Origin of the sequence: Ruegeria marisrubri (genome assembly GCF_001507595.1) — a bacterium.
Taxonomy (GTDB): Bacteria; Pseudomonadota; Alphaproteobacteria; order Rhodobacterales; family Rhodobacteraceae; genus Ruegeria; species Ruegeria marisrubri.
On sequence record NZ_LQBQ01000002.1, the window covers coordinates 24,000 to 50,389 of the forward strand.

The 26,390-nt window shown below is 62.1% G+C and carries 27 protein-coding genes; 15 read left to right on the plus strand and 12 right to left on the minus strand.

The annotated features are described in order from the left end of the window. Positions 1 to 78: 78 nt before the first annotated feature. Positions 79 to 885: a glycoside hydrolase family 25 protein gene (locus AVO45_RS04430; RefSeq protein ID WP_068344736.1), complete on the minus strand. Its 807-nt coding sequence runs from the start codon at positions 883 to 885 to the stop codon at positions 79 to 81. Positions 886 to 1,291: 406 nt separating this feature from the next. On the opposite strand from AVO45_RS04430, the gene rplS reads away from it, so the two are divergent. From rplS to AVO45_RS04445, 3 genes are all read left to right on the plus strand, one after another. After that, entirely contained in the window at positions 1,292 to 1,675 is a 384-nt protein-coding gene (gene rplS, locus AVO45_RS04435) for a 50S ribosomal protein L19 (RefSeq protein WP_068344737.1), read from the plus strand. A gap of 11 nt (positions 1,676 to 1,686) precedes the next feature. Further along, positions 1,687 to 1,908 (plus strand): 50S ribosomal protein L31, encoded by a 222-nt coding sequence (rpmE, locus tag AVO45_RS04440; RefSeq protein ID WP_068344738.1) that lies wholly within the window; start codon positions 1,687 to 1,689, stop codon positions 1,906 to 1,908. A 186-nt stretch (positions 1,909 to 2,094) separates the two neighbouring features. Further along, complete coding sequence (locus AVO45_RS04445; protein ID WP_068344739.1) at positions 2,095 to 2,904, plus strand: division plane positioning ATPase MipZ; 810 nt, start codon at positions 2,095 to 2,097, stop codon at positions 2,902 to 2,904. Here AVO45_RS04445 and AVO45_RS04450 read toward each other — a convergent pair. Together AVO45_RS04450 and AVO45_RS04455 are read right to left on the minus strand one after the other, a co-directional pair. After that, positions 2,901 to 4,133, minus strand: coding sequence for an adenylate/guanylate cyclase domain-containing protein (locus AVO45_RS04450; RefSeq protein WP_068344740.1), 1,233 nt, complete (start codon positions 4,131 to 4,133; stop codon positions 2,901 to 2,903). The genes AVO45_RS04445 and AVO45_RS04450 overlap by 4 nt on opposite strands. 59 nt (positions 4,134 to 4,192) lie before the next feature. After that, positions 4,193 to 4,645 (minus strand): MarR family winged helix-turn-helix transcriptional regulator, encoded by a 453-nt coding sequence (locus AVO45_RS04455; protein ID WP_068344741.1) that lies wholly within the window; start codon positions 4,643 to 4,645, stop codon positions 4,193 to 4,195. A gap of 57 nt (positions 4,646 to 4,702) precedes the next feature. On the opposite strand from AVO45_RS04455, the gene hmgA reads away from it, so the two are divergent. The 7 genes from hmgA to maiA all read left to right on the plus strand — a co-directional run bounded on the left by hmgA (position 4,703) and on the right by maiA (position 11,606). Further along, the gene (gene hmgA / locus AVO45_RS04460) at positions 4,703 to 6,058 is read left to right on the plus strand and encodes a homogentisate 1,2-dioxygenase (protein WP_068344742.1); all 1,356 of its coding nucleotides are present in this window, start codon (positions 4,703 to 4,705) and stop codon (positions 6,056 to 6,058) included. A 42-nt stretch (positions 6,059 to 6,100) separates the two neighbouring features. Next, positions 6,101 to 7,357: a fumarylacetoacetase gene (fahA, locus tag AVO45_RS04465; protein ID WP_068344743.1), complete on the plus strand. Its 1,257-nt coding sequence runs from the start codon at positions 6,101 to 6,103 to the stop codon at positions 7,355 to 7,357. A gap of 87 nt (positions 7,358 to 7,444) precedes the next feature. Next, positions 7,445 to 8,395 (plus strand): MBL fold metallo-hydrolase, encoded by a 951-nt coding sequence (locus AVO45_RS04470; RefSeq protein ID WP_068344744.1) that lies wholly within the window; start codon positions 7,445 to 7,447, stop codon positions 8,393 to 8,395. Between the two features lie 138 nt (positions 8,396 to 8,533). Next, positions 8,534 to 10,156, plus strand: coding sequence for an FAD-dependent oxidoreductase (locus AVO45_RS04475; protein WP_068344745.1), 1,623 nt, complete (start codon positions 8,534 to 8,536; stop codon positions 10,154 to 10,156). Further along, positions 10,149 to 10,346, plus strand: coding sequence for a DUF2783 domain-containing protein (locus AVO45_RS04480; protein WP_068344746.1), 198 nt, complete (start codon positions 10,149 to 10,151; stop codon positions 10,344 to 10,346). Before AVO45_RS04475 ends, AVO45_RS04480 begins: the two co-directional genes overlap by 8 nt. Before the next feature lie 5 nt (positions 10,347 to 10,351). Beyond that, a complete protein-coding gene (locus tag AVO45_RS04485) occupies positions 10,352 to 10,894 on the plus strand; it encodes a VOC family protein (RefSeq protein ID WP_068344747.1) in 543 nt (180 codons plus the stop codon). 70 nt (positions 10,895 to 10,964) lie between these two features. Then, positions 10,965 to 11,606 carry a maleylacetoacetate isomerase gene (gene maiA / locus AVO45_RS04490; RefSeq protein WP_068344748.1) on the plus strand — a complete coding sequence of 214 codons (642 nt, stop codon included), beginning with the start codon at positions 10,965 to 10,967 and terminating at the stop codon, positions 11,604 to 11,606. A 30-nt stretch (positions 11,607 to 11,636) separates the two neighbouring features. Here maiA and AVO45_RS04495 read toward each other — a convergent pair whose 3' ends face one another. Continuing rightward, positions 11,637 to 12,191 (minus strand): thioredoxin family protein, encoded by a 555-nt coding sequence (locus AVO45_RS04495; protein ID WP_068344749.1) that lies wholly within the window; start codon positions 12,189 to 12,191, stop codon positions 11,637 to 11,639. Positions 12,192 to 12,334: 143 nt separating this feature from the next. On the opposite strand from AVO45_RS04495, the gene speB reads away from it, so the two are divergent. Next, on the plus strand, positions 12,335 to 13,294 hold the full coding sequence (gene speB / locus AVO45_RS04500) for an agmatinase (RefSeq protein WP_068344750.1): 960 nt from the start codon (positions 12,335 to 12,337) through the stop codon (positions 13,292 to 13,294). Between the two features lie 73 nt (positions 13,295 to 13,367). Here the strand turns inward: speB and AVO45_RS04505 are convergent, their stop codons facing one another. Next, positions 13,368 to 14,993, minus strand: a complete 1,626-nt coding sequence (locus AVO45_RS04505) for an acyl-CoA synthetase (RefSeq protein ID WP_068344751.1) — start codon at positions 14,991 to 14,993, stop codon at positions 13,368 to 13,370. Between the two features lie 222 nt (positions 14,994 to 15,215). Between AVO45_RS04505 and AVO45_RS04510 the strand changes: the two genes are divergently transcribed. Both AVO45_RS04510 and AVO45_RS04515 read left to right on the plus strand, forming a co-directional pair. Beyond that, a complete protein-coding gene (locus AVO45_RS04510; RefSeq protein ID WP_068344752.1) occupies positions 15,216 to 16,607 on the plus strand; it encodes an aminotransferase family protein in 1,392 nt (463 codons plus the stop codon). A gap of 377 nt (positions 16,608 to 16,984) precedes the next feature. Next, the gene (locus AVO45_RS04515; RefSeq protein WP_068344753.1) at positions 16,985 to 17,518 is read left to right on the plus strand and encodes an outer membrane protein; all 534 of its coding nucleotides are present in this window, start codon (positions 16,985 to 16,987) and stop codon (positions 17,516 to 17,518) included. Between the two features lie 54 nt (positions 17,519 to 17,572). On the opposite strand, the gene AVO45_RS04520 is transcribed toward AVO45_RS04515, so the two are convergent. Then, entirely contained in the window at positions 17,573 to 18,556 is a 984-nt protein-coding gene (locus AVO45_RS04520; protein ID WP_068344754.1) for a quinone oxidoreductase family protein, read from the minus strand. 197 nt (positions 18,557 to 18,753) lie between these two features. Here AVO45_RS04520 and AVO45_RS04525 point away from each other — a divergent pair, with 197 nt between their 5' ends. Further along, the gene (locus tag AVO45_RS04525; protein WP_068344840.1) at positions 18,754 to 19,611 is read left to right on the plus strand and encodes a DUF2189 domain-containing protein; all 858 of its coding nucleotides are present in this window, start codon (positions 18,754 to 18,756) and stop codon (positions 19,609 to 19,611) included. 51 nt (positions 19,612 to 19,662) lie between these two features. Here the strand turns inward: AVO45_RS04525 and AVO45_RS04530 are convergent, their stop codons facing one another. Continuing rightward, positions 19,663 to 20,649 (minus strand): NAD(P)H-quinone oxidoreductase, encoded by a 987-nt coding sequence (locus tag AVO45_RS04530; protein ID WP_068344755.1) that lies wholly within the window; start codon positions 20,647 to 20,649, stop codon positions 19,663 to 19,665. Positions 20,650 to 20,721: 72 nt separating this feature from the next. Further along, positions 20,722 to 21,414 carry a COQ9 family protein gene (locus AVO45_RS04535; protein WP_068344756.1) on the minus strand — a complete coding sequence of 231 codons (693 nt, stop codon included), beginning with the start codon at positions 21,412 to 21,414 and terminating at the stop codon, positions 20,722 to 20,724. A gap of 112 nt (positions 21,415 to 21,526) precedes the next feature. On the opposite strand from AVO45_RS04535, the gene rpsU reads away from it, so the two are divergent. Then, entirely contained in the window at positions 21,527 to 21,733 is a 207-nt protein-coding gene (rpsU, locus tag AVO45_RS04540) for a 30S ribosomal protein S21 (RefSeq protein WP_005614280.1), read from the plus strand. Positions 21,734 to 21,808: 75 nt separating this feature from the next. On the opposite strand, the gene AVO45_RS04545 is transcribed toward rpsU, so the two are convergent. The 4 genes from AVO45_RS04545 to AVO45_RS04560 all read right to left on the minus strand — a co-directional run bounded on the left by AVO45_RS04545 (position 21,809) and on the right by AVO45_RS04560 (position 26,257). Further along, on the minus strand, positions 21,809 to 22,810 hold the full coding sequence (locus AVO45_RS04545) for a DMT family transporter (RefSeq protein ID WP_068344757.1): 1,002 nt from the start codon (positions 22,808 to 22,810) through the stop codon (positions 21,809 to 21,811). Between the two features lie 203 nt (positions 22,811 to 23,013). Then, entirely contained in the window at positions 23,014 to 24,570 is a 1,557-nt protein-coding gene (locus AVO45_RS04550) for an arylsulfatase (protein WP_068344758.1), read from the minus strand. A gap of 151 nt (positions 24,571 to 24,721) precedes the next feature. After that, positions 24,722 to 25,612: a polyphosphate kinase 2 gene (gene ppk2 / locus AVO45_RS04555; protein WP_068344841.1), complete on the minus strand. Its 891-nt coding sequence runs from the start codon at positions 25,610 to 25,612 to the stop codon at positions 24,722 to 24,724. Between the two features lie 186 nt (positions 25,613 to 25,798). Continuing rightward, positions 25,799 to 26,257, minus strand: a complete 459-nt coding sequence (locus AVO45_RS04560; protein ID WP_068344759.1) for an Lrp/AsnC family transcriptional regulator — start codon at positions 26,255 to 26,257, stop codon at positions 25,799 to 25,801. Between the last annotated feature and the right edge of the window lie 133 nt (positions 26,258 to 26,390).

Sequence of the window (26,390 nt, forward strand, 5' to 3'; positions counted from 1 at the left end):
CCGCCGATGGGCAGGCACAGCATTCGGTTTCCGCTGTCGTTGCCGTACGTCACCGAGGGACCCGGGGCCCCACTCGAACTAGCCGAGCGCACCCGCGACCCACCGCAGCCAGATTTCCGGGGCGCTGCGGAACACGTTGATGTCCACCTCGCCATCAATGCCCGGGACCAGGCCGGTGCCGGTATATTGCCAGAACGTCCAGTAGGCGCCCGGATACACCTGCCTTGGATGGCCTGCGACCGAACGCAGCCAGAACTGGGTTCCGCGCAGGCGTCCGATCCCGGTGTCGCTGTAGAAATCCACGGTCGTATAGACAATCGGTCGACGCCCGTAATGCGCCTCGAGCATGTCGAGGAACTTCTTCGCCTCGGCGCGCACCTTCTTGCCATCCGGCCGCAGGGTGCAGGTCTTGGAATAGGGCGTCCACTCCATGTCCAGCACATGGGGCAGATCCGCGCCGCGCGGAACGTGGCGGATGAACCAGCGCGCCTGTTCTTCGGCGGGCCGGCAGAAGTAGAAATAGTGATAGGCGCCCCACGGAACCCCTGCCGCCCTCGCGCCGCGCCGGTGCGCGTCGAACATCGGATCCGCCAGATCGCCGCCCTCGGTCGCCTTGATGAAAACGAAGTTGACGCCCGCCGCCTTGGCCGTCGGCCAGTCGATATCGCCCTGCCAGCGCGACACGTCGATGCCATGGATCGGGAATGAGGTCGGGCCGCGCCCCTTCCAGGAATGCGGATCTGCGTCACCGAACTTGGGATAGGTCACAAGGGATCTCGCCAGAGCCCTGTAATCCGGGCCTGTCGCGGTCTCCACCTCGGGCGTCGGGCGACCACAGGACACCACAAGTAAAAACAACAGCAGGAAAGGTATTAATTTCCGCATCGAACCGCTCTGCCTCAATTCAATTGAAAGTATCTTTTTCTTGCTTACAGAATGAGGCATTGCCCAGAAATCGCAACGCCGCAGATGTGCGGATGCAGGTTCCCGCCGATCGGCCCCTGTTTTCGAAAAGATGCAATTGGCCGGGATTCAGGGCTTGATCCCCATGGGCAAAACCCCTAAACGACCGCAATCCGGACTCGCCTGCGGCGACTCCGGCGTTTTGGGTTGCATCGCACCATTTCGCCAGGCTTTCTTCGGCCCTCGGCGTGGCGCGGACGATCCGATCCGAAGGAACATTCGACCTGACCTCTGGCGGGCTGCTACCGGCGGGACCCGATGGAGACCAAGAGCTCTCAGGCCGTGCTTAACTTCGTGGGCCAACCACGAGCAGATAGGAGAAACTGCGATGGACCTGATCGCACAGCTCGAGGCGGAACAGATTGCCGCCCTGGGGAAGGACATCCCCGACTTCAAAGCCGGTGACACCATTCGCGTCGGCTACAAGGTGACCGAAGGCTCGCGCACCCGCGTGCAGAACTACGAAGGCGTCTGCATCGCGCGCAAGAACGGCAATGGCATTGCCGGCTCGTTCACCGTTCGCAAGATTTCGTTCGGCGAAGGCGTGGAGCGTGTGTTCCCGCTGTACTCGACCAACATCGACAGCATCACCGTTGTCCGTCGTGGTAAAGTCCGCCGCGCCAAACTGTACTATCTGCGCTCGCGCCGCGGCAAATCTGCCCGTATCGCAGAAGTCACCAACTACAAGCCCAAGGCTGGCGCCGAGGCGTAAGGAGCGGAAAGATGAAAAAAGACATCCATCCCGACTACCACATCATCGACGTCAAGATGACCGACGGCACCGTGGTTCAGATGAAATCCACCTGGGGCAGCGAAGGCGATACGCTTGCCCTGGAAATCGACCCCAGCTCGCACCCGGCCTGGACCGGTGGCGGCACCCGCCTGATGGACGCAGGCGGCCGCGTGTCGAAGTTCAAGAAGAAATACGAAGGTCTGGGCTTCTGATCCGGCATCTTCGCGACAGACAAGGGCCGTCCCCGCGGGGCGGCCCTTTTTCATTGGTTTCATTGGTGCAAACGGGTTCCGTTCACCCCCAATCCGGTTTTTCGGTTCTTCCCTTCAGATTCGCCACAACATATAGTGCATGGCAACAACGCGCCGACAAAGGCGCGGCGGTCGGGGAATACAGGCATGGCGCATATCATCGTCGTAGGGAACGAAAAGGGCGGAGCGGGCAAATCCACTGTTTCGATGCATGTGGCGACCGCGCTGGCCCGGCTTGGCCACAAGGTCAGCTCCCTGGACCTCGACCTGCGGCAACGCACCCTGGGGCGCTATTTCGAGAACCGGCGCAACTTCTTGAACGGCTCCGATCTCAACCTGCCCACCCCCTATCACCACGACCTGCCCGAGATCGACCCGGCCTCGCTGAAGCCCGGCGAGAACATCTATGACCACCGCCTCTCGGCGGCCGTGGCCGAACTGGAAAGCGACAGCGATTTCATCCTGATCGACTGTCCGGGCTCGCATACGCGCCTCAGCCAGGTGGCGCATTCGCTGGCCGATACGCTGATCACCCCGCTCAATGACAGTTTCATCGATTTCGACCTTCTGGCGCGGATCGACTCGAAGGGCGAAAAGATCCTCGGCCCCTCGGTCTATTCCGAGATGGTGTGGAACGCCCGCCAGCTCAGGGCGCAGGCGGGGCTGAAGCCGGTGGACTGGGTCGTGGTCCGCAACCGCGTGGGCACCCAGCGCATGGTCAACAAGGAAAAGATGCAGCGCGCGGTGGACATGCTGTCCAAGCGCATCGGCTTCCGCGTCGCCTCGGGCTTTTCCGAGCGCGTCATCTTCCGCGAGTTGTTCCCCCGCGGCCTGACCCTGCTGGACCTCAAGGACATCGGGGTGAAACAGCTCAACATCTCGAACATCGCCGCGCGGCAGGAACTGCGCGACATGATGCGCGAACTGAACCTGCCGGGTGTCGAAATCGATTTCTAGGCTGTTGGCTGATACAGCGTGAACAGCTCCTTGGGCTCTGCAACACCGCGGAGCATGTAACGGCCAAGAGATACCAGATCGCGACCGCTGTCGCCCGCAGCCCTGGCAACATCGTCCGATATGAGAATCCGCTGATCCAGAGCCCGGTGCATCCCGGCGATCCGGGCGGCCTGATTTACCGCCGGACCGATGACGGTGAAGTCCAGCCGGTTTTCAGCACCGATATTGCCGTACAGAATTTCACCCGAATGCAGGGCCAGCGTGTAGTTGGACACCGGCAAGCCGGCCGCAGCGCGCTGCGCGTTCAGTTCGGTCATCCTGTCTTGCAGCTTGGCAACGGCTGCCAGTGCGGCACGAGCGTCCTCGTCGCTTTCGCCGACATCGAACATCGCCATCAAGCCGTCTCCCATGAATTTGAGGATGTTGCCCCCGCACCCCTGTACGACCTCGACCGCGACAGCCAGGTAATCGTTCAGCATCGCGATGATGTCCGAACCTGGCAGACGTTCGGACAGGCCGGTGAACCCCTCGAGGTCAAAGTTCCAGATTACCGCGTCGATCATCTGAAGCGAACCGCGGCGGATCTCGCCTGACAACACCCGCTGCCCCGCATCGCGCCCCAGATAGACCTTGAGAAGGTCCTCGGCCAATTTCCGGTTGGATGCGGATTTCAAGGCCAGCCCCAGTTGCGGCATCGTGTATCGGATCAGGCCGAGCTGCTGCTCGGCAAAGCCTTCGGGGTGATCGGTGGTCCAAGACATCAGAACGCCCTCAGGCATTTGGTCCAGCGCGATCCGCTGGCCCGGATCGACCTTTTGCAATACCAGACCCGAGGCGAAATAGTCGGTCGCACCTTTCTGATGCAGTTCGTTGAGGAACGGGAACCGGCTGGGCTCGTTCTGGTCCCTCAACCGTTCACGTAATTCCATCGCACCGGTCCTGAGCATCTCGTAAAGCGGGCTCGACACCCATTGCTCGGGCGGTTCCTCGCGATGTTCGTAGTTCTCGACGCTGCCACCCTCGTCACGATACCAGTTGAACCCGGTGCCTCCATAGGTCGGGTGATAGGCGCTTTGGGCCGCATGAAAGCGCATCAGCGGCACTCCGGCCTCAACCAGCCGGACGCAGTAGCCTTCCAGGATCTCGGGCTGCTCGGCCCCTTCCAGCCCCCGTTCGAGAAGCCAGTCGATCAGCTCATCGGCGGAGGATCGTGGGGGGCTCGAGGTCATTGAGGGCTCCGAATGGTTTGAACCCGACTTGGGGTCGGGGGCGGCGGATTACCAGAGGCTCACTCCATTCCCGCCAGTCTGCGCAGCATCATCCTCAGCAACGCCGCCTCGCCCTTGGTGAAATGCGCCGCCAGCTTGGCGTCGTAGCTTTCGGCGATGCCGCGCAATTCACGGTAGACCGCGGAACCGGCCGGCGTCAGCGTCAATCTTTCCACCCGGCGGTCCCTTTCGTCACGGGTTCGGCTCAGATAGCGGCGCTTCTCCAGCCGATGCACGGCCCGGCTGATCTTGGTCTTGTGGATCTTGGCGCGCTCGCCGATTTCCTTGGCGGTCATCTCGCCATGAATCCCGAGGTGGAACAGAACCCGCCACTCGGTGCGCAGCATGCCATAGCGATTCTTGTATACTCTCTGAAACTCCAGCGAGCTTTCCTCGGCGGCCTGATTCAGCAGGAATGGCAGGAAATTTCGCAGGTCGAAGGTATCTTTTTCGGCATTTTTCGCATCAGTCATGCTTGTTAGTTACAAAATCAACTATTATCCGACAAGCGACAAACGGAGGAACGCGCAATGAATCGTCCGACTGACCCGCACGCATTGACCCAAGCCAGCACGCCCGTCGGCACCCACGAAGGCTACATGCCGGGCTTTGGCAACGATTTTGAGACCGAGGCGCTGCCGGGCGCTCTGCCGCAGGGCATGAACAGTCCGCAGAAATGTAACTATGGACTATATGGTGAACAGCTGAGCGGCACGGCCTTTACCGCCAACCCGCCCGAGCGCACCTGGTGCTATCGCATCCGCCCCTCGGTGAAACACTCGCACCGCTACGAAAAGATCGACCTGCCCTATTGGAAATCGGCGCCCCATGTCGTGGATGACGTGATCTCGCTGGGGCAATACCGGTGGGACGCGGTGCCCCACTCGGATGAACCGCTGACCTGGCTGACCGGCATGCGCACCATGACCACCGCCGGGGACGTGAACACCCAGGTCGGCATGGCCAGCCATATCTACCTGGTCACCGAGTCTATGGTGGATGACTATTTCTTCTCGGCCGATTCCGAGCTGCTGGTGGTGCCTCAGGAAGGCCGCCTGCGCTTTGCGACCGAGTTGGGCATCATCGACCTGGAACCCAAGGAGATCGCCATCATCCCGCGCGGGCTGGTCTATCGCGTCGAAGTGCTGGAAGGCCCCTGCCGAGGGTTCGTCTGCGAAAATTACGGCCAGAAATTCGAGCTGCCGGGCCGCGGCCCGATCGGCGCCAACTGCATGGCCAACCCGCGCGACTTCAAGGCGCCGGTGGCGGCCTTCGAGGATCGCGAGGTGCCCTCGACCGTGACGATCAAGTGGTGCGGCCAGTTCCACACCACGAAAATCGGCCACAGCCCGCTGGACGTGGTGGCCTGGCACGGCAACTACGCACCCTACAAATACGACCTGCGCAACTACTGCCCGGTCGGCGCGATCCTGTTCGACCACCCGGACCCCTCGATCTTCACCGTGCTGACCGCGCCTTCGGGCGTGCCGGGCACCGCGAATATCGACTTCGTTCTTTTCCGCGAACGCTGGATGGTGATGGAGGACACGTTCCGCCCGCCGTGGTACCACAAGAACATCATGTCCGAGCTGATGGGCAACATCTATGGCCAGTATGACGCCAAGCCGCAGGGCTTCGTGCCGGGCGGCATGAGCCTGCACAACATGATGATCCCGCACGGCCCGGACAAGGAAGCCTTTGAAAAGGCGTCCAACGCCAATCTGGGGCCGGACAAGCTGGACAACACGATGTCCTTCATGTTCGAGACCCGCTTCCCGCAGCACCTGACCGCCTTCGCCGCGAACGAGGCGCCGCTGCAGGACGACTACATCGACTGCTGGACGGATCTGGAGAAGAAATTCGACGGCACGCCCGGCAAGAAATGACCCCGGCGGCCCCCGGCCACCGCACCGCACAAGGAACCGCATATGCCTTTGATGAAATCCTGGGTGGATTCGGCCAATGACGCGAACCACCCGTTTCCCCTGAACAACCTGCCCTATGGCGTCTTTTCGACCGAGGGCACCGAGCCACGCTGCGGTGTCGCCATCGGCGACATGATCCTCGACGTCACGGCGGCCGAGGCCGAGGGGTTGGTCGCCCTGGCCGACTATCCTTTGTTCGATGTTCCGTTCTGGAACGAGCTGATGGAGGAAGGCCCCGCCGTCTGGGCCGCACTGCGCGAACGTCTGATCGCACTGCTCTCGGAGGGATCGGAAGAGCGCACCAAGGTCGAACCCCTGCTGGTCCCGATGGAGTCGGCCGAGCTGCACATGCCCTTCGCCGTCAGCGAATACACCGATTTCTATGCGGGCAAGAACCATGCCTTCAACGTGGGCACCATGTTCCGCGGCCCGGAAAATGCGCTGCCGCCCAACTGGCTGCACATTCCCATCGGCTACAACGGGCGGGCCTCGTCGGTGGTGGTCTCGGGCACCGATATCCGCCGCCCCTGGGGGCAGCTGAAATCCCCCGACCATGACCGCCCTGCCTTTCTGCCCAGCCGCCGTTTCGACATCGAGCTGGAGATGGGCGCCATCGTCGGCACCCCGTCCGACGGCCCGATCACGGTGCAGGAGGCCGACGACCACATCTTTGGCTACGTCCTGCTGAACGACTGGTCGGCGCGCGACATCCAGGCCTGGGAATACCAGCCGCTGGGCCCGTTCCAGGCCAAGGCCACCGCCACCTCGATTTCCCCCTGGATCGTGACCAAGGCGGCGCTGGACCCGTTCCGCTGCGACACGCCCACGCGCGAGGTCGAACTGCTGGACCACCTCAAGGATTGCGGCCCGATGCTCTACGACATCGAGCTCGAGGTGACGATGGCCCCAGAGGGCAAACCGGCGACCACCATCGCCCGCACCAACTACAAGGAAATGTATTATTCCTCGGCGCAGCAACTGGCGCATCACACCACCTCGGGCTGCCCGATGAACGTGGGCGACCTGCTGGGCTCGGGCACGATCTCCGGGCCGACGAAGGATAGCCGCGGTTCACTGCTGGAGCTCAGCTGGGGCGGCAAGGAACCGATCACGCTGGATACCGGCGAATCCCGCAGTTTCATCGAGGACGGCGACACACTGACCCTCAAAGGTGCGGCCCGCGGCGATGGCTACACGATCGGCTTCGGCGACTGCGTGGGCAAGCTGCTGCCCGCACTGGATGACCCGTACGAAAGATGACGAACTGATCTTCATCTTTTCAAAAATACTCCCGCCGGAGGCATCCGATAGCTGCCACCGGCGCATCCGCAAAAAGGACAGAACCACATGGCCAAGGCATTCGCGTCCCAAGGGGACATGACCGAAAAGAAAATCTCCTTCACCGAAGTGGGCGAAGGGCTTTATGCCTTCACCGCCGAAGGCGACCCCAATTCCGGCGTCATCATCGGCGACGACAGCGTGATGGTGGTCGAAGCGCAGGCCACGCCGCGCCTGGCGCAGAAGGTGATCGACTGCATCCGCTCGGTGACCGACAAGCCGATCACCCATGTGGCGCTGACCCACTACCATGCCGTTCGCGTGCTGGGCGCCAGCGCCTTCGGCGCGCAGCAGATCATCATGTCGGACATGGCCCGCGCCATGGTCGTCGAGCGCGGGAAAGAGGATTGGGACAGCGAGTTCCAGCGCTTCCCGCGCCTGTTCGAAGGCCATGAAAGCATCCCCGGCCTGACCTGGCCCACCACCACCTTCAGCGACACGATGACGGTCTATCTGGGCAACCGCCGGGTCGACCTGATGCATCTGGGCCGGGCCCATACGGCCGGCGACATCGTCATCCACGTCCCCGACCAGAACGTGATGTTCACCGGCGACATCGTGGAATACCACTCGGCCTGCTATTGCGGCGACGGGCATTTCAACGACTGGGGCGACACGCTGGATCAGATCCAGTGGTTCGACGTCGACGCCATCGCGCCGGGGCGCGGCGATGCGCTGGTGGGCAAGGAAATGGTGAACGCCGCCATCGAGAACACCCGCGATTTCGTCGAAAGCACCTATCGCCCGGCAGCAAAGGTTGCGGCACGCGGCGGCAGCCTGAAAGAAGCCTGGGACGCAGTGCGCGCGGAATGCGATCCGAAATTCTCGGACTACGCCATTTACGAGCACTGCCTGCCCTTCAACGTCGCCCGCGCCTATGACGAGGCGCGCGGCATCGACACCCCGCGCATCTGGACCGCCCAGCGCGATCTGGAGATGTGGGAAGCCCTGCAGGGCTGATCGCCTGACGGGGCGGTATTGACTCAGGTCGTATCGCCCCCCGGGAAACGATGAGAGCATGAAACAAGACCTCCGGCGCCGGCGTGGCGGAGGACAGGAAAGGTGCGCCCCGCGCACACCCAAATCGGAGGAGAACCCGTGAGCAAGATATTCGAAGTTCCACTCTACGCCTACGAGCGGAGTCCCGACCAGGACGCGCCCGCTCCGGTGCGCCACAAGGTGATCGTGGTCGGGGCCGGCCCGATCGGTCTGGCCGCCGCCATCGACCTTGCCCAGCAGGGGGTCGAGGTCGTCGTGCTGGATGACAATGACAAGGTCAGCTTCGGCAGCCGGGCCGTGTGCTATGCCAAGCGCCCGCTGGAAATCCTCGACCGGCTGGGTTGTGGCCAGCCGATGGTCGACAAGGGCGTCGAATGGAACATCGGCAAGGTCTTCTTCAACGACCGCCAGGTCTATGAGTTCAACCTGCTCCCCGAGGAAGGCCATCAGCGCCCGGCCTTCATCAACCTGCAGCAATACTATTTCGAAGAATACCTGGTGAACCGGGTTCGCGAATTGCAGGCCGAAGGCGCACCCATCGAAATCCGCGGCCGCAACAAGGTCGAAGCCATCGGAACGCATCCCGACCATGTGAAAGTGGAAGTGGACACGCCCGAGGGCGCGTACACCGTCGAAGCCGACTGGCTGATCGCCTGCGACGGCGCCGGCTCGCCGATCCGCTCGATGCTGGGGCTCGATTTCGTCGGCCGCGTGTTCGAGGACAACTTCCTGATCGCCGACGTGATCATGGAGGCCGACTTCCCCACCGAACGCTGGTTCTGGTTCGATCCGCCCTTCAACCGGGGCCAGTCGGCGCTGTTGCACAAGCAGCCCGACAATGTCTGGCGCATCGACCTGCAGCTGGGCTGGGACATCGACAAGGAACGCGAGAAGCGCCCCGAAAACGTGATCCCGCGTCTCAAGGCGATGCTGGGAGAGGACGTTCAGTTCGAGCTGGAATGGGTCTCGATCTATACCTTCCAGTGCCGCCGGATGGAAAAGTTCCGCCACGGCCGGGTGATCTTTGCCGGGGACGCCGCGCACCAGGTTTCGCCCTTCGGCGCGCGCGGGGCCAATTCCGGCCTGCAGGACACCGACAACCTGTGCTGGAAACTGAAGCTGGTGCTGGACGGCAAGGCGCCGGAAAGCCTGCTGGACAGCTACGACTATGAACGCATCCACGGCGCGGACGAGAACATCCTGAATTCAACCCGTTCGACCGATTTCATCACTCCGAAATCCGATATGTCGCGCATCCTGCGCGATGCGGTTCTGGATCTCAGCGAGCACTATGAATTCGCGCGGCCGCTGGTGAACTCGGGGCGTCTGTCGGTGCCCTGCACCTATGACGGCTCGCCGCTCAACTCGGCGGATGCGCTGGACGGCCCCGAGCGGACCCGCCCCGGCTCGCCCTGCCCCGACGCGCCGCTCGAGGATGGCTTCCTGCTGCCCAGGCTGGGCGGGAAATTCACGCTGCTGACCATCGACGCGGATGCACCGGACGTGATCGAAGAGGACGGGATCGAAGTCACCCGCCTTGCTCTTTCGGTCAAGGACGACCCGACGCAGGAACTCAAGCGCCGCTATCTGGGCGAGGCCGAAAGCGCGGTCTACCTGATCCGCCCGGATCAACACGTGGCCGCCCGCAGCCCGAGTTTCGACGAACAATCGATCCGGCACGCCATCCGCCGTGCCACAGGCAAGGAGCACGCCAATGTCTGACCTGATCCTGACACCGAACATCGACACCCCCGACGATTTCTATGCCGTACTTCTGGCGGCCCATGAAGGGCTCGGCAAGGACGAGAGCGACGCGCTGAACGCCCGCCTCGTGCTGGTTCTGGCAAACCACATCGGCGACCGGTCGATCCTGAGCCAGGCGCTCAAGGCCGCCGCCCTGAAACAGGAGTGACTTTCATGAAAATCGAACAGATCCACCACGTCGCCTATCGCTGCAAGGACGCCAAGGAAACCGTCGAATGGTATGGCAAGATGCTGAACATGGGTTTCATCCTGGCCATTGCCGAGGATCATGTGCCCTCGACCCACGAGCCCGATCCCTACATGCACATCTTCCTGGATGCGGGGAACGGGAACGTTCTGGCGTTCTTCGAACTGCCGACCAAGCCCGAGATGGGGCGCGACCCGAACACGCCGAAATGGGTGCAGCACATCGCCTTCAAGGTGAAGGACCGCGATGAGCTGATCAAGTTCAAGGATCATCTCGAAGCCAATGGCGTCGAGGTTCTCGGCGTGACCGATCACTCGATCTTCCACTCGATCTATTTCTTCGACCCGAACGGCCACCGCATCGAACTGGCCTGCCCGGACCCGGCGGAAGAAGAAATGCTGGGCAAGCTGGACGCGGTGAAATGGGAGATGCTCGAGGAATGGTCCAAGACCAAGAAAGCGCCCAAACATGCGGACTGGCTGCATGCCAAGGAACTGGGTAAGTCTTGATCCCGACAAGACGTGACAACAGTGGCAACCGGCCCCGCGCCGGTTGTCATGGCTTTTGGGGAGGAACCGAATGAGTGATGTCGTTCTCTATGACTACTGGCGCTCGTCAGCCAGCTACCGGGTGCGGATCGCGCTGAACCTGGCCGGGATCGCCTACAACTCGGTTCCGGTGGACCTGACCAAGGGCGAGCAGCGCAGCCCCGAGCACCTTGGGCGCAACCCGCAGGGCTTGGTCCCGGTCCTCGCAATCGACGGGCTGCAGCTGACGCAATCGCTGGCGATCCTCGACTATCTCGACCAGACCCGCGGATTGGGCCTGCTGCCCAAGGAGCCCGCGGCCCGTGCCAAGGCGCTGGCCCTGGCACATTCGATCGCGGTGGACATTCACCCGGTCTGCAACCTTCAGGTGGCCCGGCATGCTACCGCCCTGTCCGGCGGAGCCGAGGGGATGCCCGGCGACTGGATGCGCCACTTCATCCGGCCGGGCCTGATGGCCTTTGAAAAGCTGCTGGAAGGGTTCGAGCAAGCCCCCTACTGCACCGGTCGAACGCCGGGCCTGGCCGATATCTGCCTGATCCCGCAGATCTACAACGCGCGCCGGTGGGAGGTGAAACTGTCCGACATGCCGCGCATTCTGGCCATCGAAGCAGCCTGCGCCGAGCACCCGGCCTTTGCCGAAGCCCACCCGGACGTCTGCCGACCGGCAGATTGACGGGAACCGTCACGTTGGGGCGGCCCGTCGTCAGGCCGCCTTCCACTTGATGGAACACCCCATTGACGGGATCTGCTCGGCGGGGCCACGCCCGGTTTCGGCAATCTGCTTCATCGCCTCGAACAGGTCCCGCCGCAGGTCCGCCGGCCCGGCCTTGTTGCGCGATGCGTCCAGCCGACCCCGGTATTGCAGCCCGAGCTCGCGGTTGAAGCCGAAGAAATCCGGCGTGCAGGCGGCCCCGTAGCTGCGTGCGACCGATTGGTCCTCGTCATGAAGATAGGGGAAGGGAAAGGCGTGTTCCTCGGCCATCTTCTTCATGTTTTCAAGGCTGTCCGCCGGGTAGCTTTCCGCGTCGTTCGAACAGATGGCCGCGACTCCGATGCCCAGTTTCTTCAGGTCGCGGGCATCGCGGATGATCCGGTCAAGCACGGCGAGAACGTAAGGGCAGTGATTGCAGATGAACATCACGAGCGTTCCGTTTTCGCCCGCGACATCCGCCAACCGATAGGTCCGCCCATCAGTCCCCGGCAGTTCGAAATCCGGCGCTGGCCAGTCGAAATCGCAGACAGGTGGTGTCGCCGCCATGTTGAACCTCGCTGTTTCAATCTGTTGCACACAGTTAACCCGGGCACCCTCCGAGGCGTCAACATTGCAGAGTCTCTTTGCGCTGGACAGGAGGCCGGCGCTCTCTCTTACTGGCGCGTAACAACACGCAAGGAGGGCGCGATATGGCGAAACACGGTTACGAAGGCGGTCGGCTCAACCTGCCTTTCGTCGGGATCTGCACGTTCGGGAAATACCCCTATGTCGAGGATTGGGACGAGATCGAGGCCGATGCCGCCATTCTGGGCGCGCCGTTCGACTTTGGCTGCCAATGGCGCTCGGGCGCGCGCATGGGGCCGCGGGCAATACGCGAGGCCTCGACCCTGTTCGCCTTCGGTCACGCAGGGGCTTATGATTTCGAGGATGACATCACCTATCTGGAGCCCGACAAGGTCAGGATCGTCGATCTGGGCGACGCGGATATCATCCACACGGACACGATGCAGAGCCACGCCAATATCGAGTATGGCGTCCGCAAGATACTGCGGGCCGGCGCCCTGCCGGTGGTTCTCGGGGGCGATCATTCGGTCAACATTCCCTGCATCAACGCCTTCGACGATCAGGAGCCGATCCACGTGGTCCAGATCGACGCGCATCTGGATTTCGTGGATGAACGGCACGGCGTTAGATACGGGCACGGGAACCCCATGCGCAGGGCCGCCGAGAAACCCTATGTCACCGGGCTGACGCAGATCGGCATCCGGAACGTCTCGTCCACCGCCAAGGATGGCTATGACGCGGCGCGGGCGATGGGGTCGGACATCCAGTCGGTGCGCCATGTGCGCCGCATGGGCACCGACGCCATGCTGGAGCGCATCCCCGCCGACGCGCGCTATTACCTGACCGTCGACATCGACGCCTTCGACCCCTCGATCGCACCGGGAACGGGAACCCCCAGCCATGGCGGCTTTCTTTACTACGAGGTCTTGGAACTGATAGACGGGCTGGCCAGACGCGGTCAGATCGTCGGCATCGACCTTGTCGAGGTGGCCCCAGACTATGACCAGACCGGCAGCACCTCGATCCTTGCGGCCCAGCTGCTCATGAACACGCTGGGGCGCGTTCTGCATCACCGGAAGGCGTAGGCCGTTCAGTTCGACCCCGGCCGGAAAGCGGAAAGCCGCCTTGTGGCGGCTTTCTTTTTGGCCATCCGGGTGGTCACAGGGCGCGGGCCCGGTCGCGCAGAATGAATTTCTGGATTTTGCCGGTGGAGGTCTTGGGCAGGGCGCCGAACACCACGGTCTTGGGCGCCTTGAAATGGGCCATGTTGTCCCGGCAGAACGCGATCAGCTCGGCTTCGGTCGCCTCGGTGCCGGGTTTCAACTCGACGAAGGCGCAAGGCGTCTCGCCCCATTTCTCGTCCGGCTTGGCGACCACGGCGGCCTCCATCACGGCGGGATGCTTGTAGAGGATATCCTCGACCTCGACCGACGAGATGTTCTCGCCCCCCGATATGATGATGTCCTTGGACCGGTCCTTGAGCGCGATATAGCCGTCGGGATGCATGACCCCCAGATCGCCCGAGGCGAACCAGCCGCCGCGAAACGCCTTTTGCGTGGCCTCGGGGTTCTTGAGGTAACCCTTCATCACGATGTTGCCCTGCATGAAGATCTCGCCCATGGTCTCGCCATCGGCCGGGACCGGCTCCATCGTCTCGGGGTCGGCCACCATCAACCCGGACAGCGCCACGTATTTCACTCCCTGCCGCACCTTGAGCGCGGCGCGTTCCTCGGCGGGTTTGTCGTTCCATTCCTCCTTCCAGGCGCACACGACCGAAGGCCCGTAGGTTTCAGTCAGGCCGTAAACGTGAGTGACGTCGATACCCATCGCCTCCATCTTTTCGATCACGGCGGCGGGCGGCGGGGCACCGGCTGTCATCACCTTGATCTCGTGATCGAAGTCCTTGAGGTGACCGGGCGCATTGGCCAGCATGTTCAGCACGATCGGCGCGCCGCAGAAATGGGTGACCTTCTCGTCCCGGAACGCCTTGTAGATCGGTTCGTCCCGCACCGCGCGCAGGCAGACCGAGGTTCCCGCATTGGCGGCCATGGTCCAGGGGAAACACCAGCCGTTGCAGTGGAACATCGGCAACGTCCACAGATAGACCGAATGCTGCGGCATCCCCCATGTCAGGATGTTCGAGGTGGCGTTCAGCGCCGCGCCGCGGTGGTGATAGACCACGCCCTTGGGGTTGCCCGTGGTGCCCGAGGTATAGTTCAGGGTGATGGCGTCCCACTCGTCCTGCGGCAGCGACCAGTCGAATTCCGGGTCGCCCTCGGCCAGCAGATCGTCATAGGTCAGCGCGCCCAGTTTCTCGCCACCGCCGAAACTCGGGTCCTCGATGTCGATCACCAGAATGTCGTGATCCACCTGTTCCAGCGCCTGTTTCACAACCTCCGAAAACTCGGGATCGACCAGCAGCACCTTGGATTCGGCATGGTTTAGGATGAAGGCGATGATCGGGGCATCCAGCCGTGTGTTGATCGCGTTCAGGACCGCGCCCGTCATGGGAACGCCGAAATGGGCCTCGTACATCTCGGGGATGTTGGCAGCGATGACCGACACCGTGTCCCCGCGCCCGATTCCACGCTGCGCCAAGGCACTGGCCAGCCTGCGGCAGCGCGCATAGGTGTCCGACCACGTATAGCGCCTGTCGCCATAGACCACCGACGGATAGTCCGGGTAAACCGAGGCGGTCCGCTCGATGTAGCTCAGCGGCGTCAAGGCCGCGAAGTTTGCACGGTTTTTATCCAGATCGCGCTCGTATATGTTTGGCGTCGTCATCTGCCATTCCTCCCTCGTCTTCGAGCATGAGTTTGAGCACAAAGGATTGCCCCTGACAAACCCGTAAAAATACCGACCCGGGCAGGACTGGCGATACGCGATGCGGCGATCTGGCCCTATCTAATCTGGGCCTTTCGCTGTGATCTGATCATAGGAATTCAAACCGCTTGGGCGGGAGCTATCCCGTTTCTAGCGCCTCGTCACTCTCTGAAAGGACATGTCATGGACGGCACGTTCAACGAAAACGATCTCAGCCGCATCGTCGAAGCCGATCGCGCGCATATCTGGCATCACCTGATCCAGCACAAGCCCTTTGAAACCAACGACCCGCGCATCATCGTCGAAGGCAAGGGCATGCGCGTCTGGGACCAGAAGGGCAAGGAGCACCTGGATGCCGTCTCGGGCGGTGTTTGGACGGTGAACGTGGGCTATGGCCGCGAATCCATCTGCAAGGCCGTCTATGACCAGCTGATGAAACTGTGCTATTTCGCCCAGTCGGCGGGCTCGATCCCCGGCGCGATCTTTGCCGAGAAACTGATCGAGAAGATGCCGGGCATGAGCCGGGTCTACTACACCAACTCGGGGAGTGAGGCGAACGAGAAGGCCTTCAAGATGGTCCGCCAGATCGCGCACAAGCGCTATGGCGGCAAGAAGACCAAGATCCTGTATCGCGACCGCGACTATCACGGCTCGACCCTGGCGGCGATGTCGGCGGGCGGTCAGGATGAGCGCAACGCGCAGTACGGCCCCTTCGCCCCCGATTTCGTGCGCGTGCCGCACTGCATGGAATACCGCAAGCACGAGCTGGACGGTGCGCCCGAGGAGAATTTCGGCGAATGGGCCGCCGATCAGATCGAAGCCGTGATCCTGCGCGAAGGCCCCGACACGGTGGGCGCGCTGTGCCTTGAACCGGTGACCGCCGGCGGCGGCGTGATCGAGGCGCCCGAGGGCTATTGGCAGCGCGTGCAGGAGATCTGCAAGAAGTACGACATCCTGCTGCATATCGACGAGGTCGTCTGCGGCGTGGGCCGCACCGGCACCTGGTTCGGCTATCAGCAATACGGCATCAAGCCCGATTTCGTGACCATGGCCAAGGGCGTGGCCTCGGGCTATGCGGCGATTGCCTGCATGGTGACCACCGAAGAGGTGTTCAACATGTTCAAGGACAATGCCGACGATCCGCTGAACTATTTCCGCGACATCTCGACCTTTGGCGGCTGCACCGCCGGGCCGGCCGCGGCGATCGAGAACATGCGCATCATCGAGGACGAGAACCTGCTGGCCAATTGTGCCGCGATGGGGGATCGCATGATGGGCAACCTGCAGGCGCTGATGGAAAAGCACAAGGTCATCGGTGACGTGCGCGGCAAGGGACTGTTCCTGGGTGCCGAACTGGTGGCGGATCGTGCGACCAAGGAGCCCGTGGACGAGAAGCTAGCCCAAGCGGTCGTGGCCGACTGCATGGCGCAGGGCGTGATCATCGGCGTCACCAACCGCTCGGTGCCGGGCAAGAACAACACGCTGTGCTTCTCGCCGGCCCTGATCGCAACGGCAGACGATATCGACCAGATCACCGACGCCGTGGACGGCGCCTTGGGCCGCGTGTTCGGCTGACGACACCTACACCTGCCAGCACAGCTCCTCCCTGCGGCAGGTGCCCTCCCGAACCGGCGCGTCTCGCGCCGGTTCTTTCTGTTTGCTCCCCCAAAAAACGCGGAACTGGCATCTGCCGGAACTGGCCAGAGCACCGAGGTCTTTCCAATGTTTCCCGATCTGCCAGACCGCTGCCGGTCGCGATTTTCCTGTATCGGCTTGGGGCTTTGTGACATCAAAAGCCCCCTCCGAAGGGGCGCGCAAGGGCACTGCCTTGCGAATTTTCGGGTCGGAATACGTGGCTTTCGATGATCCGATCGCTCGACTGATGCGTAGAGGTAGGTGCAGGCCCGCTGGCAGGCCTTCTGCCACGGCATTTCGAACGAAAGGTTAGGACGATGAAACGGACTTTGGCTCTTTTCACAACTGTCGCTGCACTTGCCGCCGGCTCGGCGATAGCGCAATCCTCTGGCAACTGGACGGGTTTCTATGCCGGTGGCCAGATCGGTTACGCGGATATCGGCACGAATGTTTCCGGTATCGACGGAGATGGCGTGATCGGTGGTATCATCCTTGGTTACGACTACGATCTGGGTGACTGGGTCATCGGCGGCGGTTTTGACTATGACTGGACCGATATCGGCCTGTCCGGTGCCGCGACCGTCGAAGACGTATGGCGCCTGAAAGCGCGGGCCGGTTACAAGGTCAATCCGCAGGGCCTGTTCTACGGCGTTGCGGGCTATGCCGAAGCAAGCACGGACACGCTGGGCAGCGATGACGGCTGGTTCATCGGCGCGGGATACGAGCAGGTCGTGGCCCCCAATGTCAGCGTCGCGGGCGAACTGCTCTATCACGAGTTTAACAATTTCAACTCATCCGGGGTGGATGTGGACGCGACCACATTCCAGTTCCGGGCGGCCTATCGCTTCTGACCCTGCCCTTCAGCGCAGCGACCAAGGCCCGGCACCATCGGCCGGGCCAATTCATCAAAGTTCCAGAATGGTGCTTCCTGTCGTCTGCCGGGCCTCGAGCGCGCGGTGCGCATCGGCCACGTTCTCCAAATGAAACCGCTGGTCGATGTGAATCTTGACTTCGCCGCCCTCGACCTTTCCGAACAACCGACGCGCCATGGCCTGGCAGACGGTGTGATTTGCGATATGCGTGAACAGGGTTGGCCGGGTGATCTTGAGCGACCCCTTCTGCGCGAGGATCCCAAGGTTGAACGGGGGAACAGGCCCCGACGCATTGCCGAACGAGATCATCATGCCCAGGGGCTTGAGGCAGTCGAGCGACCCCTCGAACGTGTCTGCACCGATGGAATCCATCACCGCGTCCACGCCTTTGCCATCGGTCAGTTCCCGCACCCGCTCGACGAAATTCTCGGTCCGGTAGTTGATGCAGTGGGTGGCTCCATTGAAATGCGCCAGCCGGCATTTTTCATCCGTCCCGGCGGTCCCGATCAGCTTGATCCCCTCGGATTTGGCCCATTGGCAGGCGATCAGGCCGACACCACCGGCCGCGGCGTGAAACAAGACCGTATCACCCCGCTTGAGCGGCGTCGTCCGGTGGAACAGGTATTCGACGGTCATCCCCTTGAGCATCATCGCCGCCGCGGTTTCGAACGAAATCCCGTCGGGCAGCGGGCAGACCTGGGCAGCGGGCATCACCCGCGCCTCGCAATACGCGCCGGGCGGGTCGGCGGCATAGGCCGCCCTCTGGCCGGGTTCCAGGTGCGTGACCCCCTCGCCCACCGCCTCGATCACGCCTGCGGCCTCCATTCCCAGCGCGTGCGGCAGTTGCAGCGGGTAGAGGCCCGTGCGGTGATAGACGTCGATGAAGTTCAGCCCGCACGCATGATGCCGGATGCGGACCTCGCCCGGGCCCGGCTCACCCAGCGGCCGGTCCTCGAACCTCAACACTTCCGGTCCGCCGAATTCATGAATCACAACTGTGCGTGCGGTATCGTGCATGACGTCCTCCCCAGATTTTCTACCAAGCTAACATGGCCGCTTCGTCAGGCAATCATTTCGATCTCGCAGAGGTGATTCGGAGCGGCCGATTGATGTGCTATCATTGCCGCATGGCGTTGCCGGCTGTTCCGGCCAAGGGCAACCCCGATGCCGGAAACCTCCCGGGGCGCGCGATATCGCCAAGGAAAGGGATGATCATGGCGAAAACAATTGGAAACCCGGTCAGTTGGTTCGCCCGCAACCTCGGGGCAGCCAGCGACCATGTAACTGAAAGTGTCGGCCAGATCGGCAGTATCGACACCAAGCATCTGCCGATGGTGCAAACCCTGACGATGCAGGATCTGCGGGCCTGCCTGCGGGCCGGATACCAAGACTTTCTGGCGGCCCGCGCAGACGCCGTTTTCGTGGCGGTTATCTATCCGATTGCCGGTCTGATCCTGATCGGCTTCGGCTTCCACATGGATTTGGTTCCTCTGCTCGCCCCTCTGGTCATGGGGTTTGCCCTGCTGGGACCTGTCGCGGCGCTCGGCCTTTACGAGGTCAGCCGAAGGCGGGAAAGAGGAGAAGAGGTGCACTGGCTGGATGCGTTCGGCGTGTTCCGGTCTCCGTCCTTTGGGGCGATCCTGGTGCTGGGCTTCTACCTTGTGATGATATTCCTGGTGTGGTTGGCAAGCGCACACAGCATTTACGCCTTCACGCTGGGCCCGGAACCGCCAGCCTCGTTTGGTGCCTTCATCACGGATGTGTTCACCACCAGCGCAGGCTGGAGCATGATCCTGCTGGGATCGCTCGTGGGCTTCGTCTTTGCGCTTGTGACGCTGGCGATCAGCGTGGTCAGCTTCCCGCTGTTGCTCGACCGGAAGGTCGGCGTTCCGGTGGCGGTGGTGACCTCGGTTCAGGTGTTCCGGCAGAATCCGGGCGTCATTCTGGCCTGGGGCTTCATCGTTGCCGGATTGCTCGCTTTGGGCTCGATCCCGCTGCTGCTGGGGCTGATCTTTGTCATGCCCATTCTCGGTCACGCGACCTGGCATCTGTATCGCCGGGCGGTTGCCTGACGGCACGAAACGCGCGCGGGAACGTATAACCCGCGCGCGTCGCTTTTTGCCTCAGCCCGAGACTTTCAGAACGATCTTGCCGATATGGCCCGAGCTTTCCATGCGCGCATGGGCGGCGGCGGCGTCGGCCAGATCGAATTCGCTGTCCATCACGGGTGCGACCTTTCCGGCCTCGAGCAGCGGCCAGACGGCCTCGCGCAGGTCCTGCGCGATCTGCGCCTTGGCCAGATCGCTTTGCGGGCGCAGGGTGCTGCCGGTCAGCGTCAGCCGCTTGACCATCATCAGCGCAAAGTTCAACTCGACCACCGGCCCCTGCAGGAAAGCGATCTGAACCAACCTGCCATCATTGGCCAGCGCCTTGACGTTGCGCGGGATATAGTCGCCGCCCACCATGTCGAGGATCAGGTTCGCGCCGCCTTCGGCCTGCATCACCTTGACGAAGTCCTCTTCCCGGTAGTTGATCGCCTTTTCGGCCCCCAGACGGACACAGGCGTCGCATTTCTCCTGAGACCCGGCCGTTGCGAACACCCGCGCACCAAAGGCATGGGCCAGTTGGATCGCCGTTGTTCCGATCCCGCTGGATCCGCCATGAACCAGAAACCGCTCGCCCGCCTTCAGCCCGCCGCGGGTGAAGACATTGGACCAGACGGTGAAAAAGGTTTCGGGCAGGCAGGCGGCCTCTTTCATGCCCATGCCCGCCGGAACCGGCAGACAATGCGCGGCCGGCGTCGCCACGTATTCGGCATAACCGCCGCCGGGCAGAAGCGCGCAGACCCTGTCGCCGATCGCCAGCCCCTCGACACCGGGGCCCACGGCCACCACCTCGCCCGAGGCTTCCAGACCGGGCAGATCGCTTGCGCCCGGCGGCGGATCATAGGCACCGGCGCGTTGCAGGGCGTCCGGACGGTTCACGCCCGCATAGGCCACCTTCAGGACCACCTGCCCGTTGGCGGGCGCGGGGATCGGGCGTTCGGTCAGCTGCAGAACATCCGGCCCACCCGGGCGCGTGATCTCGACGGCTCTCATCATCTGGGTCATCGGCAAATCTCCTTTGCGCAATGCCTAGCAGGCGGAACCCTCAAGGCATAGCCGCAAGCGACCGTTCCGCGCCTATTTCCGGGGGGATAGCGAACCGGGCAGATCTTTGACCGCGTCCGTCGGAGCGTGGATCTGCTCGGCCAGCCAGTTCGGCACTGCCAGCAAAGGCTTGAGCAGCGGATTGTCCCTGACCTGCGCCTTGAACTTCTCGAATTGCATGACGTCCTCGATCCGGCGGTCCAGGAACTCCCAGGTCGCCTGATGATCGGGCGAGTCGTCACCCAGCCAATAGAGAATCGTCGAGGAATAGACCGCAGCCAGCGTGGCCCGTTTTGTGTACCAGTTCACGTCCTGCGAGGTATCGCCCAACGCGGTCCAGATCAGGTCACAGGTGCCCCAGATGGCTTTGGCGCCGTCGGCCGCATGGGTCGGCAGCGAAAACAGGGTGACGCCGCGCCGAACGACCTCTTTGTCCTCCACCGCCTCCAGCCGGAACCGCACCGCCGCCGCGATCCTGTCGCGGAATTTCATGTCGCTCAGATCCTCGGCCTTCAGCCGCTCGAGCATCGCGGCATCGCCCCGGCGATGAAACGCAAGCGCCAGATCGACCGCCCCGCGCGGGCAGACCGCGCGCGCCAGCGTCTCGTCCAGCCCGGTATCCGCGATGGCCGCGCGAAAGCAGGTTTCCGACCAGCCGTCGAACGGAACATGGACGAGCGCCGCGTCCAGCAACCGCTCTTTTGCATCTTCATGGGACGTCGTCATCGCAGGCCTCCTGATTTCGGTCCCACTACTAGACAAGTTTGCCGGGCTTTGCTATATGGCCAATTCCTGCAAATTTCCTTGCAACTCAACTTAGAAAGGTGGTGACAACCACATGCAGGTTAGTGTTCGCGACAACAATGTCGATCAGGCGCTCCGTGCCCTGAAGAAAAAGCTGCAGCGCGAAGGCGTTTTCCGCGAAATGAAGCTCAAGCAGCATTTCGAGAAGCCGTCCGAGAAAAAAGCGCGTGAGAAAGCTGAAGCGATCCGCCGTGCCCGTAAACTGGCACGCAAGAAAGCCCAGCGTGAAGGTCTGCTCTGAGCAAACCTCCTCCAGCTTTGGATGACACTATTTGACGACCCCCGCGGCCCTGCCCGGGGGTTTGTCGTTTCCGGACTAGCGTTGGCGCAGCAGGCTGGATCTTTTGCCCCGGCCGGCGCGACCGTTCCGCAGGCTTTCGCGGAACACGATCATCAGGCCCGCGCCAACGATCAGGGTCAGGCCGATCCATGTCGCCACGCCCGGCAGCGCACCGAACACCACGTATCCCCACAGGACCGACCAGGGCAGATAGGTGTATTCGAAGGGCGTCACGACGCTTGCCTCGGCCAGCCGGTAGGCCTGGCTGAGAGCGAAGAAGCCGAGCCCGGAAATTCCCCCGAGCGCCAGCAGCAACAGCCAGTCCCGCGTCGTCGGCGTCGCCCAGTCGCGGTAGAGAAAGGCGATGCTGGGATGCGGCGACCCGGCCTCGACCCCGGAAAAGGCCAGGCCCAGCGCGCCGCCCATGACGATGAAGAAGATCACGGCGAACAAGGTCATCATGCCGCCGTTGCTGCGGTTGCCCAGACGCCGGGTGCAGATGATCGAGATCGCATAGCTGATCGCCGCCAGCAGCGCCAGAATCGCCGCCGGTTCGAACACGGCCGCGCCCGGCTGCACGATGACCAGAACGCCGATCAGGCCGGTCGCCACGGCGCCCCAGCGATAGAGTCCCACCCGTTCGCTGAGAAACAGCGGCGCCATCATCGTGACGAAGATCGGCGTCGAAAAGGTGATCGCCGCCGTCTCGGCCATGCCGATCGTCGCCAGCGCCATGTAATAGCCCAGGAAAAAGCCGAACATGGATGCCGCCCGCAGCAACTGCAACGGGATGGAGCCGAGCTTGAGCGGCCAGAGCGACCCTTCGAACCATGCGATCGCCGCGACCAGAGGCAGGGCAAAGATGCCCCGCCAGAATATGATCTGGTGCACGGCAAACTCGCCGCTGAGGCTTTTGATGATGACGTCCTGAATGGGAAACAGCGTCGTCGCCAGCAAAAGCCAGAGTATTCCGGCAACAGGATGCGAGGCGTAGCCTGCAACAGAGATCGGCGCTGTGAACTGGTCGGTCGCTGCCATGGAGATTCCCGCTTTTCGATCTCAGGACAAGCTGCCCCAACCGAAAATACGGTCTTGCGCTTCAGCGACAGAAAGGTCGCTGGCGAACAACCCAGGCCGAAAAAGCTCCGAGCCATCGGGCTTCCACGACGCGTCCGATCCTTGAACCCCAAAAAAAGGCGGCCCCGGAAAGGCCGCCCTTGGTGATTGCCATTTCTGGCTGGTCAGTTGCTGCCGGTCCCGCCCGACTGCAAGGTCGACAGCACCTGGTCGATTGAGAAGCTCGCCGGTTTCTGGCGCGGCGGGAAGTCCTTGAAGGTTTCAAGGAACTGCGCCACGAAGGCCTGCGCGGGCACCAGCAGATAGGCGCGCTCCAACCGCCATTGCGAATAGCCGATGGATTCATGATCGGCGCGTTCAAACGGATCGGAATACAGGTTGAACACTTTCGGCAGACGCAATGGTGTCAGCGGCTCTTGCCAGACGTCGAACCCATGCGCGCGCTGTTCTGCAAAAACGACTTTCCACTGGTCATAGCGCAGGTTCATCAGATCCCCCCCGTCAGAGAAATAGAAGAACTCGCGCCGTGGCCCCTTGTCCGTTTCACCCCGGAAATAGGGCATGAAGTCGTAACCATCGAGGTGGACAGGCTCGTTGCCCTCGCCAAAGGGCGCCTCGGTCAGCATCCGTTCCTTCATATCCGGGTCACCCAGCGCCGACATGAAGGTCGGGAACCAGTCGAGGTGGCTGATGATCTGGTTCGACACCCGGCCCGGCTCGATCACGCCCGGCCATTTGATCATCATCGGAACGCGGAAACCGCCATCCCAGTTGTCATTCTTTTCACCGCGGAACGGTGTGGTGCCACCATCGGGCCACGAGAACACCTCGGCCCCGTTGTCGGTCGAATACATCACCACCGTGTTGTCGGCGATGCCAAGCTCTTCGAGCTTGTCCAGCATCTGGCCAACCATCTTGTCATGCTCGACCATCCCGTCGGGATAGACGCCCAGACCCGTCACGCCCTGGCTCTCTTCCTTGAGGTGGGTAAAGATGTGCATGCGCGTCGTATTGTACCACAAAAAGAACGGCTTATCCTGTTCGACAGCCCGATCCATGAAGTCGAGCGCACCGGCGGTCACCTCCTCGTCGATGGTCTCCATCCGTTTGCGGGTCAGCGGGCCGGTATCTTCGATGCTGCCATCCGCACTGGACTTGATCACGCCACGCGGCCCGAAATTCTCGCGGAAGGCCGGGTCCTTGGGATAGTCCACGTTTTCCGGCTCTTCCTCGGCGTTCAGGTGGTAGAGGTTGCCGAAAAACTCGTCGAAACCGTGATTGGTCGGCAGATGCTCATCCCGATCGCCCAGGTGGTTCTTGCCGTATTGGCCCGTCATGTAGCCCTTGGACTTCATGTATTCGGCGATGGTGGGGTCCTTTTCGCTCATCCCCTCCTTGGCGCCCGGCAGCCCGACCTTGAGCAGACCGGTCCGGAAACCGCTTTGCCCGGTGACGAAAGAAGCGCGGCCAGCGGTGCAGCTCTGTTCGCCATAACCGTGGGTGAAGAGCATCCCCTCTTTGGCGATGCGGTCGATGTTCGGGGTCTCATACCCCATCATGCCCTGATTGTAGGCGCTGACATTCCAATAGCCGATATCGTCGCCCCAGATGATCAGAAAGTTGGGCTGGTCTGCTGCCAAAGCTGAAGTGGCACCAAATGCTGCCACCGAAAGCACCGCTGTGGCGGCAAACCTTCTGGCGAATTGCTCAAGAAAACCCATAAAGCTCTCTCCTATGAATTGCGAAAAACATTAGCCGGATAGACCGACGCACGAACGGTGCGTCACCAGCCGTCACCAATCAACCTATTTTGACTCCGCTCAGGCGTTTCGGCGAGTTCCGCACCAGCCGAAACGTCAAAGGCAGGAAGGGTCAGTAAATCTTGGGCACGTACAACTCGTCCGGCAGAACACGGCGTTCGTAATCGGGATTGTATTTCCGATCCGGCAGCGTGACCTTTTCCTGCGGCACTTCTTCATACGGGATCTTGGTCAGGATGTGCTCGATGCAGTTCAGCCGTTCGCGCTTCTTGTCGTTGCCCTCGACGATGTACCAGGGCGCCTCGGGGATGTTGGTGCGGAACAGCATGTCCTCCTTGGCCTTGGTGTAATCCTCCCAACGGATCCGCGACTCCAGGTCCATCGGCGACAGTTTCCATTGCTTCATCGGGTCATGGATGCGCATGAGGAACCGCAGCTGCTGCTCTTCGTCCGTGATCGAAAACCAGTATTTCAGCAGGATGATGCCGGACCGCACCAGCATCCGCTCGAATTCGGGAACGTCCTGAAAGAACTGCTCCACCTGGTCCTCGGTGGCGAACCCCATGACCCGCTCGACCCCGGCGCGGTTGTACCACGAGCGGTCGAAGAACACGATCTCGCCCGCCGCGGGCAGGTGCGGCACGTAGCGCTGGAAATACCATTGGCTCTGCTCCCGCCGGCTGGGCGCCGGCAAGGCCACCACCCGGGCGACACGCGGGTTCAGCCGCTGGGTGATCCGCTTGATCACGCCCCCTTTCCCGGCGGCATCGCGGCCTTCGAACAGGATGCAGATCTTGGCGCCGGTATGCTGAACCCAGTCCTGCACCTTGATCAGCTCGGCCTGCAGCCTCAGCAGGTTGCGGAAATAGACCTTGCGGTCGAGCATGTCAGGATGCTGTTCCTGGTAGATCTTGCGGATCTCCATCGACAGCATCGGTTCGTTGAACTCGATCTCGAAATCCTCGTCCAACGTGTCCTGCAGCTCGGCTTCCAGCCAGTCCATGGGGGCGTCATTCTTTTCTTCGGCCAATGTCTTTTCCTTGTCTTCAATGGTGTTCCGGCGAAGAGCATGGGCGCAAATGCCTGTCGTTCAGCCAGTCGAAACCTTCAATCCTCATTGACAAATCTGAACCTCTCCCCCGGCAGATACAAGGTCTGAACCCGGCATATTTTCAGCCGGTCGGCTGCTTCAGACAGGAAGGGCCGTCGTCTTGAATACCGTCCGCAGGGCAAACGAACTCTGCATCTGGGCCACGCCGGGCAGGCGCGACAGGTATTGCTTGTGAATGCGCGCAAAGTCCTCGGTGTTTTCGGCCACGACCTTGAGGATGTAATCCGCCGTGCCCGCCATCAGGTGGCATTCCAGAACATCCGGGATCCGCGCCACCGCCTTTTCGAAGGCGTCCAGAACCTCTTCGGCCTGCCCCTGCAGGGTGATCTCGACAAAGACCGTGGTCGGCACCCCCATCTTGCGTGCATTGAGCAGGGCGACATAGTCGCGGATGTATCCCTCGGCCTCGAGCCGCTGCACCCGCCGGTGGCAGGCGGACGGAGACAGGTTGACCTGCTCGGAGAGCTCGGCATTGGACATCCGCCCTTTCTTCTGAAGGGCCGCAAGAATCTTTCGATCGGTTGCATCAAGGCTCATTCACGCACATCCTTTGCATGATTTCTCGGATTCTTCGAAGTTTATCCTGCACACCCGACCCATGGCGAGCAGGGTTTCACAGAAATTGCGCGCGGACTTGCACATAATTTAGGCAGTATTTGAACGGAGAGAC

Excerpts from the sequence above, each read along its gene's own strand:
- AVO45_RS04430 (WP_068344736.1), bottom strand. The coding sequence starts at position 885 with ATGCGGAAATTAATACCTTTCCTGCTGTTGTTTTTACTTGTGGTGTCC.
- rplS (WP_068344737.1), top strand. The coding sequence starts at position 1,292 with ATGGACCTGATCGCACAGCTCGAGGCGGAACAGATTGCCGCCCTGGGG.
- rpmE (WP_068344738.1), top strand. The coding sequence starts at position 1,687 with ATGAAAAAAGACATCCATCCCGACTACCACATCATCGACGTCAAGATG.
- AVO45_RS04445 (WP_068344739.1), top strand. The coding sequence starts at position 2,095 with ATGGCGCATATCATCGTCGTAGGGAACGAAAAGGGCGGAGCGGGCAAA.
- AVO45_RS04450 (WP_068344740.1), bottom strand. The coding sequence starts at position 4,133 with ATGACCTCGAGCCCCCCACGATCCTCCGCCGATGAGCTGATCGACTGG.
- AVO45_RS04455 (WP_068344741.1), bottom strand. The coding sequence starts at position 4,645 with ATGACTGATGCGAAAAATGCCGAAAAAGATACCTTCGACCTGCGAAAT.
- hmgA (WP_068344742.1), top strand. The coding sequence starts at position 4,703 with ATGAATCGTCCGACTGACCCGCACGCATTGACCCAAGCCAGCACGCCC.
- fahA (WP_068344743.1), top strand. The coding sequence starts at position 6,101 with ATGCCTTTGATGAAATCCTGGGTGGATTCGGCCAATGACGCGAACCAC.
- AVO45_RS04470 (WP_068344744.1), top strand. The coding sequence starts at position 7,445 with ATGGCCAAGGCATTCGCGTCCCAAGGGGACATGACCGAAAAGAAAATC.
- AVO45_RS04480 (WP_068344746.1), top strand. The coding sequence starts at position 10,149 with ATGTCTGACCTGATCCTGACACCGAACATCGACACCCCCGACGATTTC.
- AVO45_RS04485 (WP_068344747.1), top strand. The coding sequence starts at position 10,352 with ATGAAAATCGAACAGATCCACCACGTCGCCTATCGCTGCAAGGACGCC.
- maiA (WP_068344748.1), top strand. The coding sequence starts at position 10,965 with ATGAGTGATGTCGTTCTCTATGACTACTGGCGCTCGTCAGCCAGCTAC.
- AVO45_RS04495 (WP_068344749.1), bottom strand. The coding sequence starts at position 12,191 with ATGGCGGCGACACCACCTGTCTGCGATTTCGACTGGCCAGCGCCGGAT.
- speB (WP_068344750.1), top strand. The coding sequence starts at position 12,335 with ATGGCGAAACACGGTTACGAAGGCGGTCGGCTCAACCTGCCTTTCGTC.
- AVO45_RS04505 (WP_068344751.1), bottom strand. The coding sequence starts at position 14,993 with ATGACGACGCCAAACATATACGAGCGCGATCTGGATAAAAACCGTGCA.
- AVO45_RS04510 (WP_068344752.1), top strand. The coding sequence starts at position 15,216 with ATGGACGGCACGTTCAACGAAAACGATCTCAGCCGCATCGTCGAAGCC.
- AVO45_RS04515 (WP_068344753.1), top strand. The coding sequence starts at position 16,985 with ATGAAACGGACTTTGGCTCTTTTCACAACTGTCGCTGCACTTGCCGCC.
- AVO45_RS04520 (WP_068344754.1), bottom strand. The coding sequence starts at position 18,556 with ATGCACGATACCGCACGCACAGTTGTGATTCATGAATTCGGCGGACCG.
- AVO45_RS04525 (WP_068344840.1), top strand. The coding sequence starts at position 18,754 with ATGGCGAAAACAATTGGAAACCCGGTCAGTTGGTTCGCCCGCAACCTC.
- AVO45_RS04530 (WP_068344755.1), bottom strand. The coding sequence starts at position 20,649 with ATGACCCAGATGATGAGAGCCGTCGAGATCACGCGCCCGGGTGGGCCG.
- AVO45_RS04535 (WP_068344756.1), bottom strand. The coding sequence starts at position 21,414 with ATGACGACGTCCCATGAAGATGCAAAAGAGCGGTTGCTGGACGCGGCG.
- rpsU (WP_005614280.1), top strand. The coding sequence starts at position 21,527 with ATGCAGGTTAGTGTTCGCGACAACAATGTCGATCAGGCGCTCCGTGCC.
- AVO45_RS04545 (WP_068344757.1), bottom strand. The coding sequence starts at position 22,810 with ATGGCAGCGACCGACCAGTTCACAGCGCCGATCTCTGTTGCAGGCTAC.
- AVO45_RS04550 (WP_068344758.1), bottom strand. The coding sequence starts at position 24,570 with ATGGGTTTTCTTGAGCAATTCGCCAGAAGGTTTGCCGCCACAGCGGTG.
- ppk2 (WP_068344841.1), bottom strand. The coding sequence starts at position 25,612 with ATGGACTGGCTGGAAGCCGAGCTGCAGGACACGTTGGACGAGGATTTC.
- AVO45_RS04560 (WP_068344759.1), bottom strand. The coding sequence starts at position 26,257 with ATGAGCCTTGATGCAACCGATCGAAAGATTCTTGCGGCCCTTCAGAAG.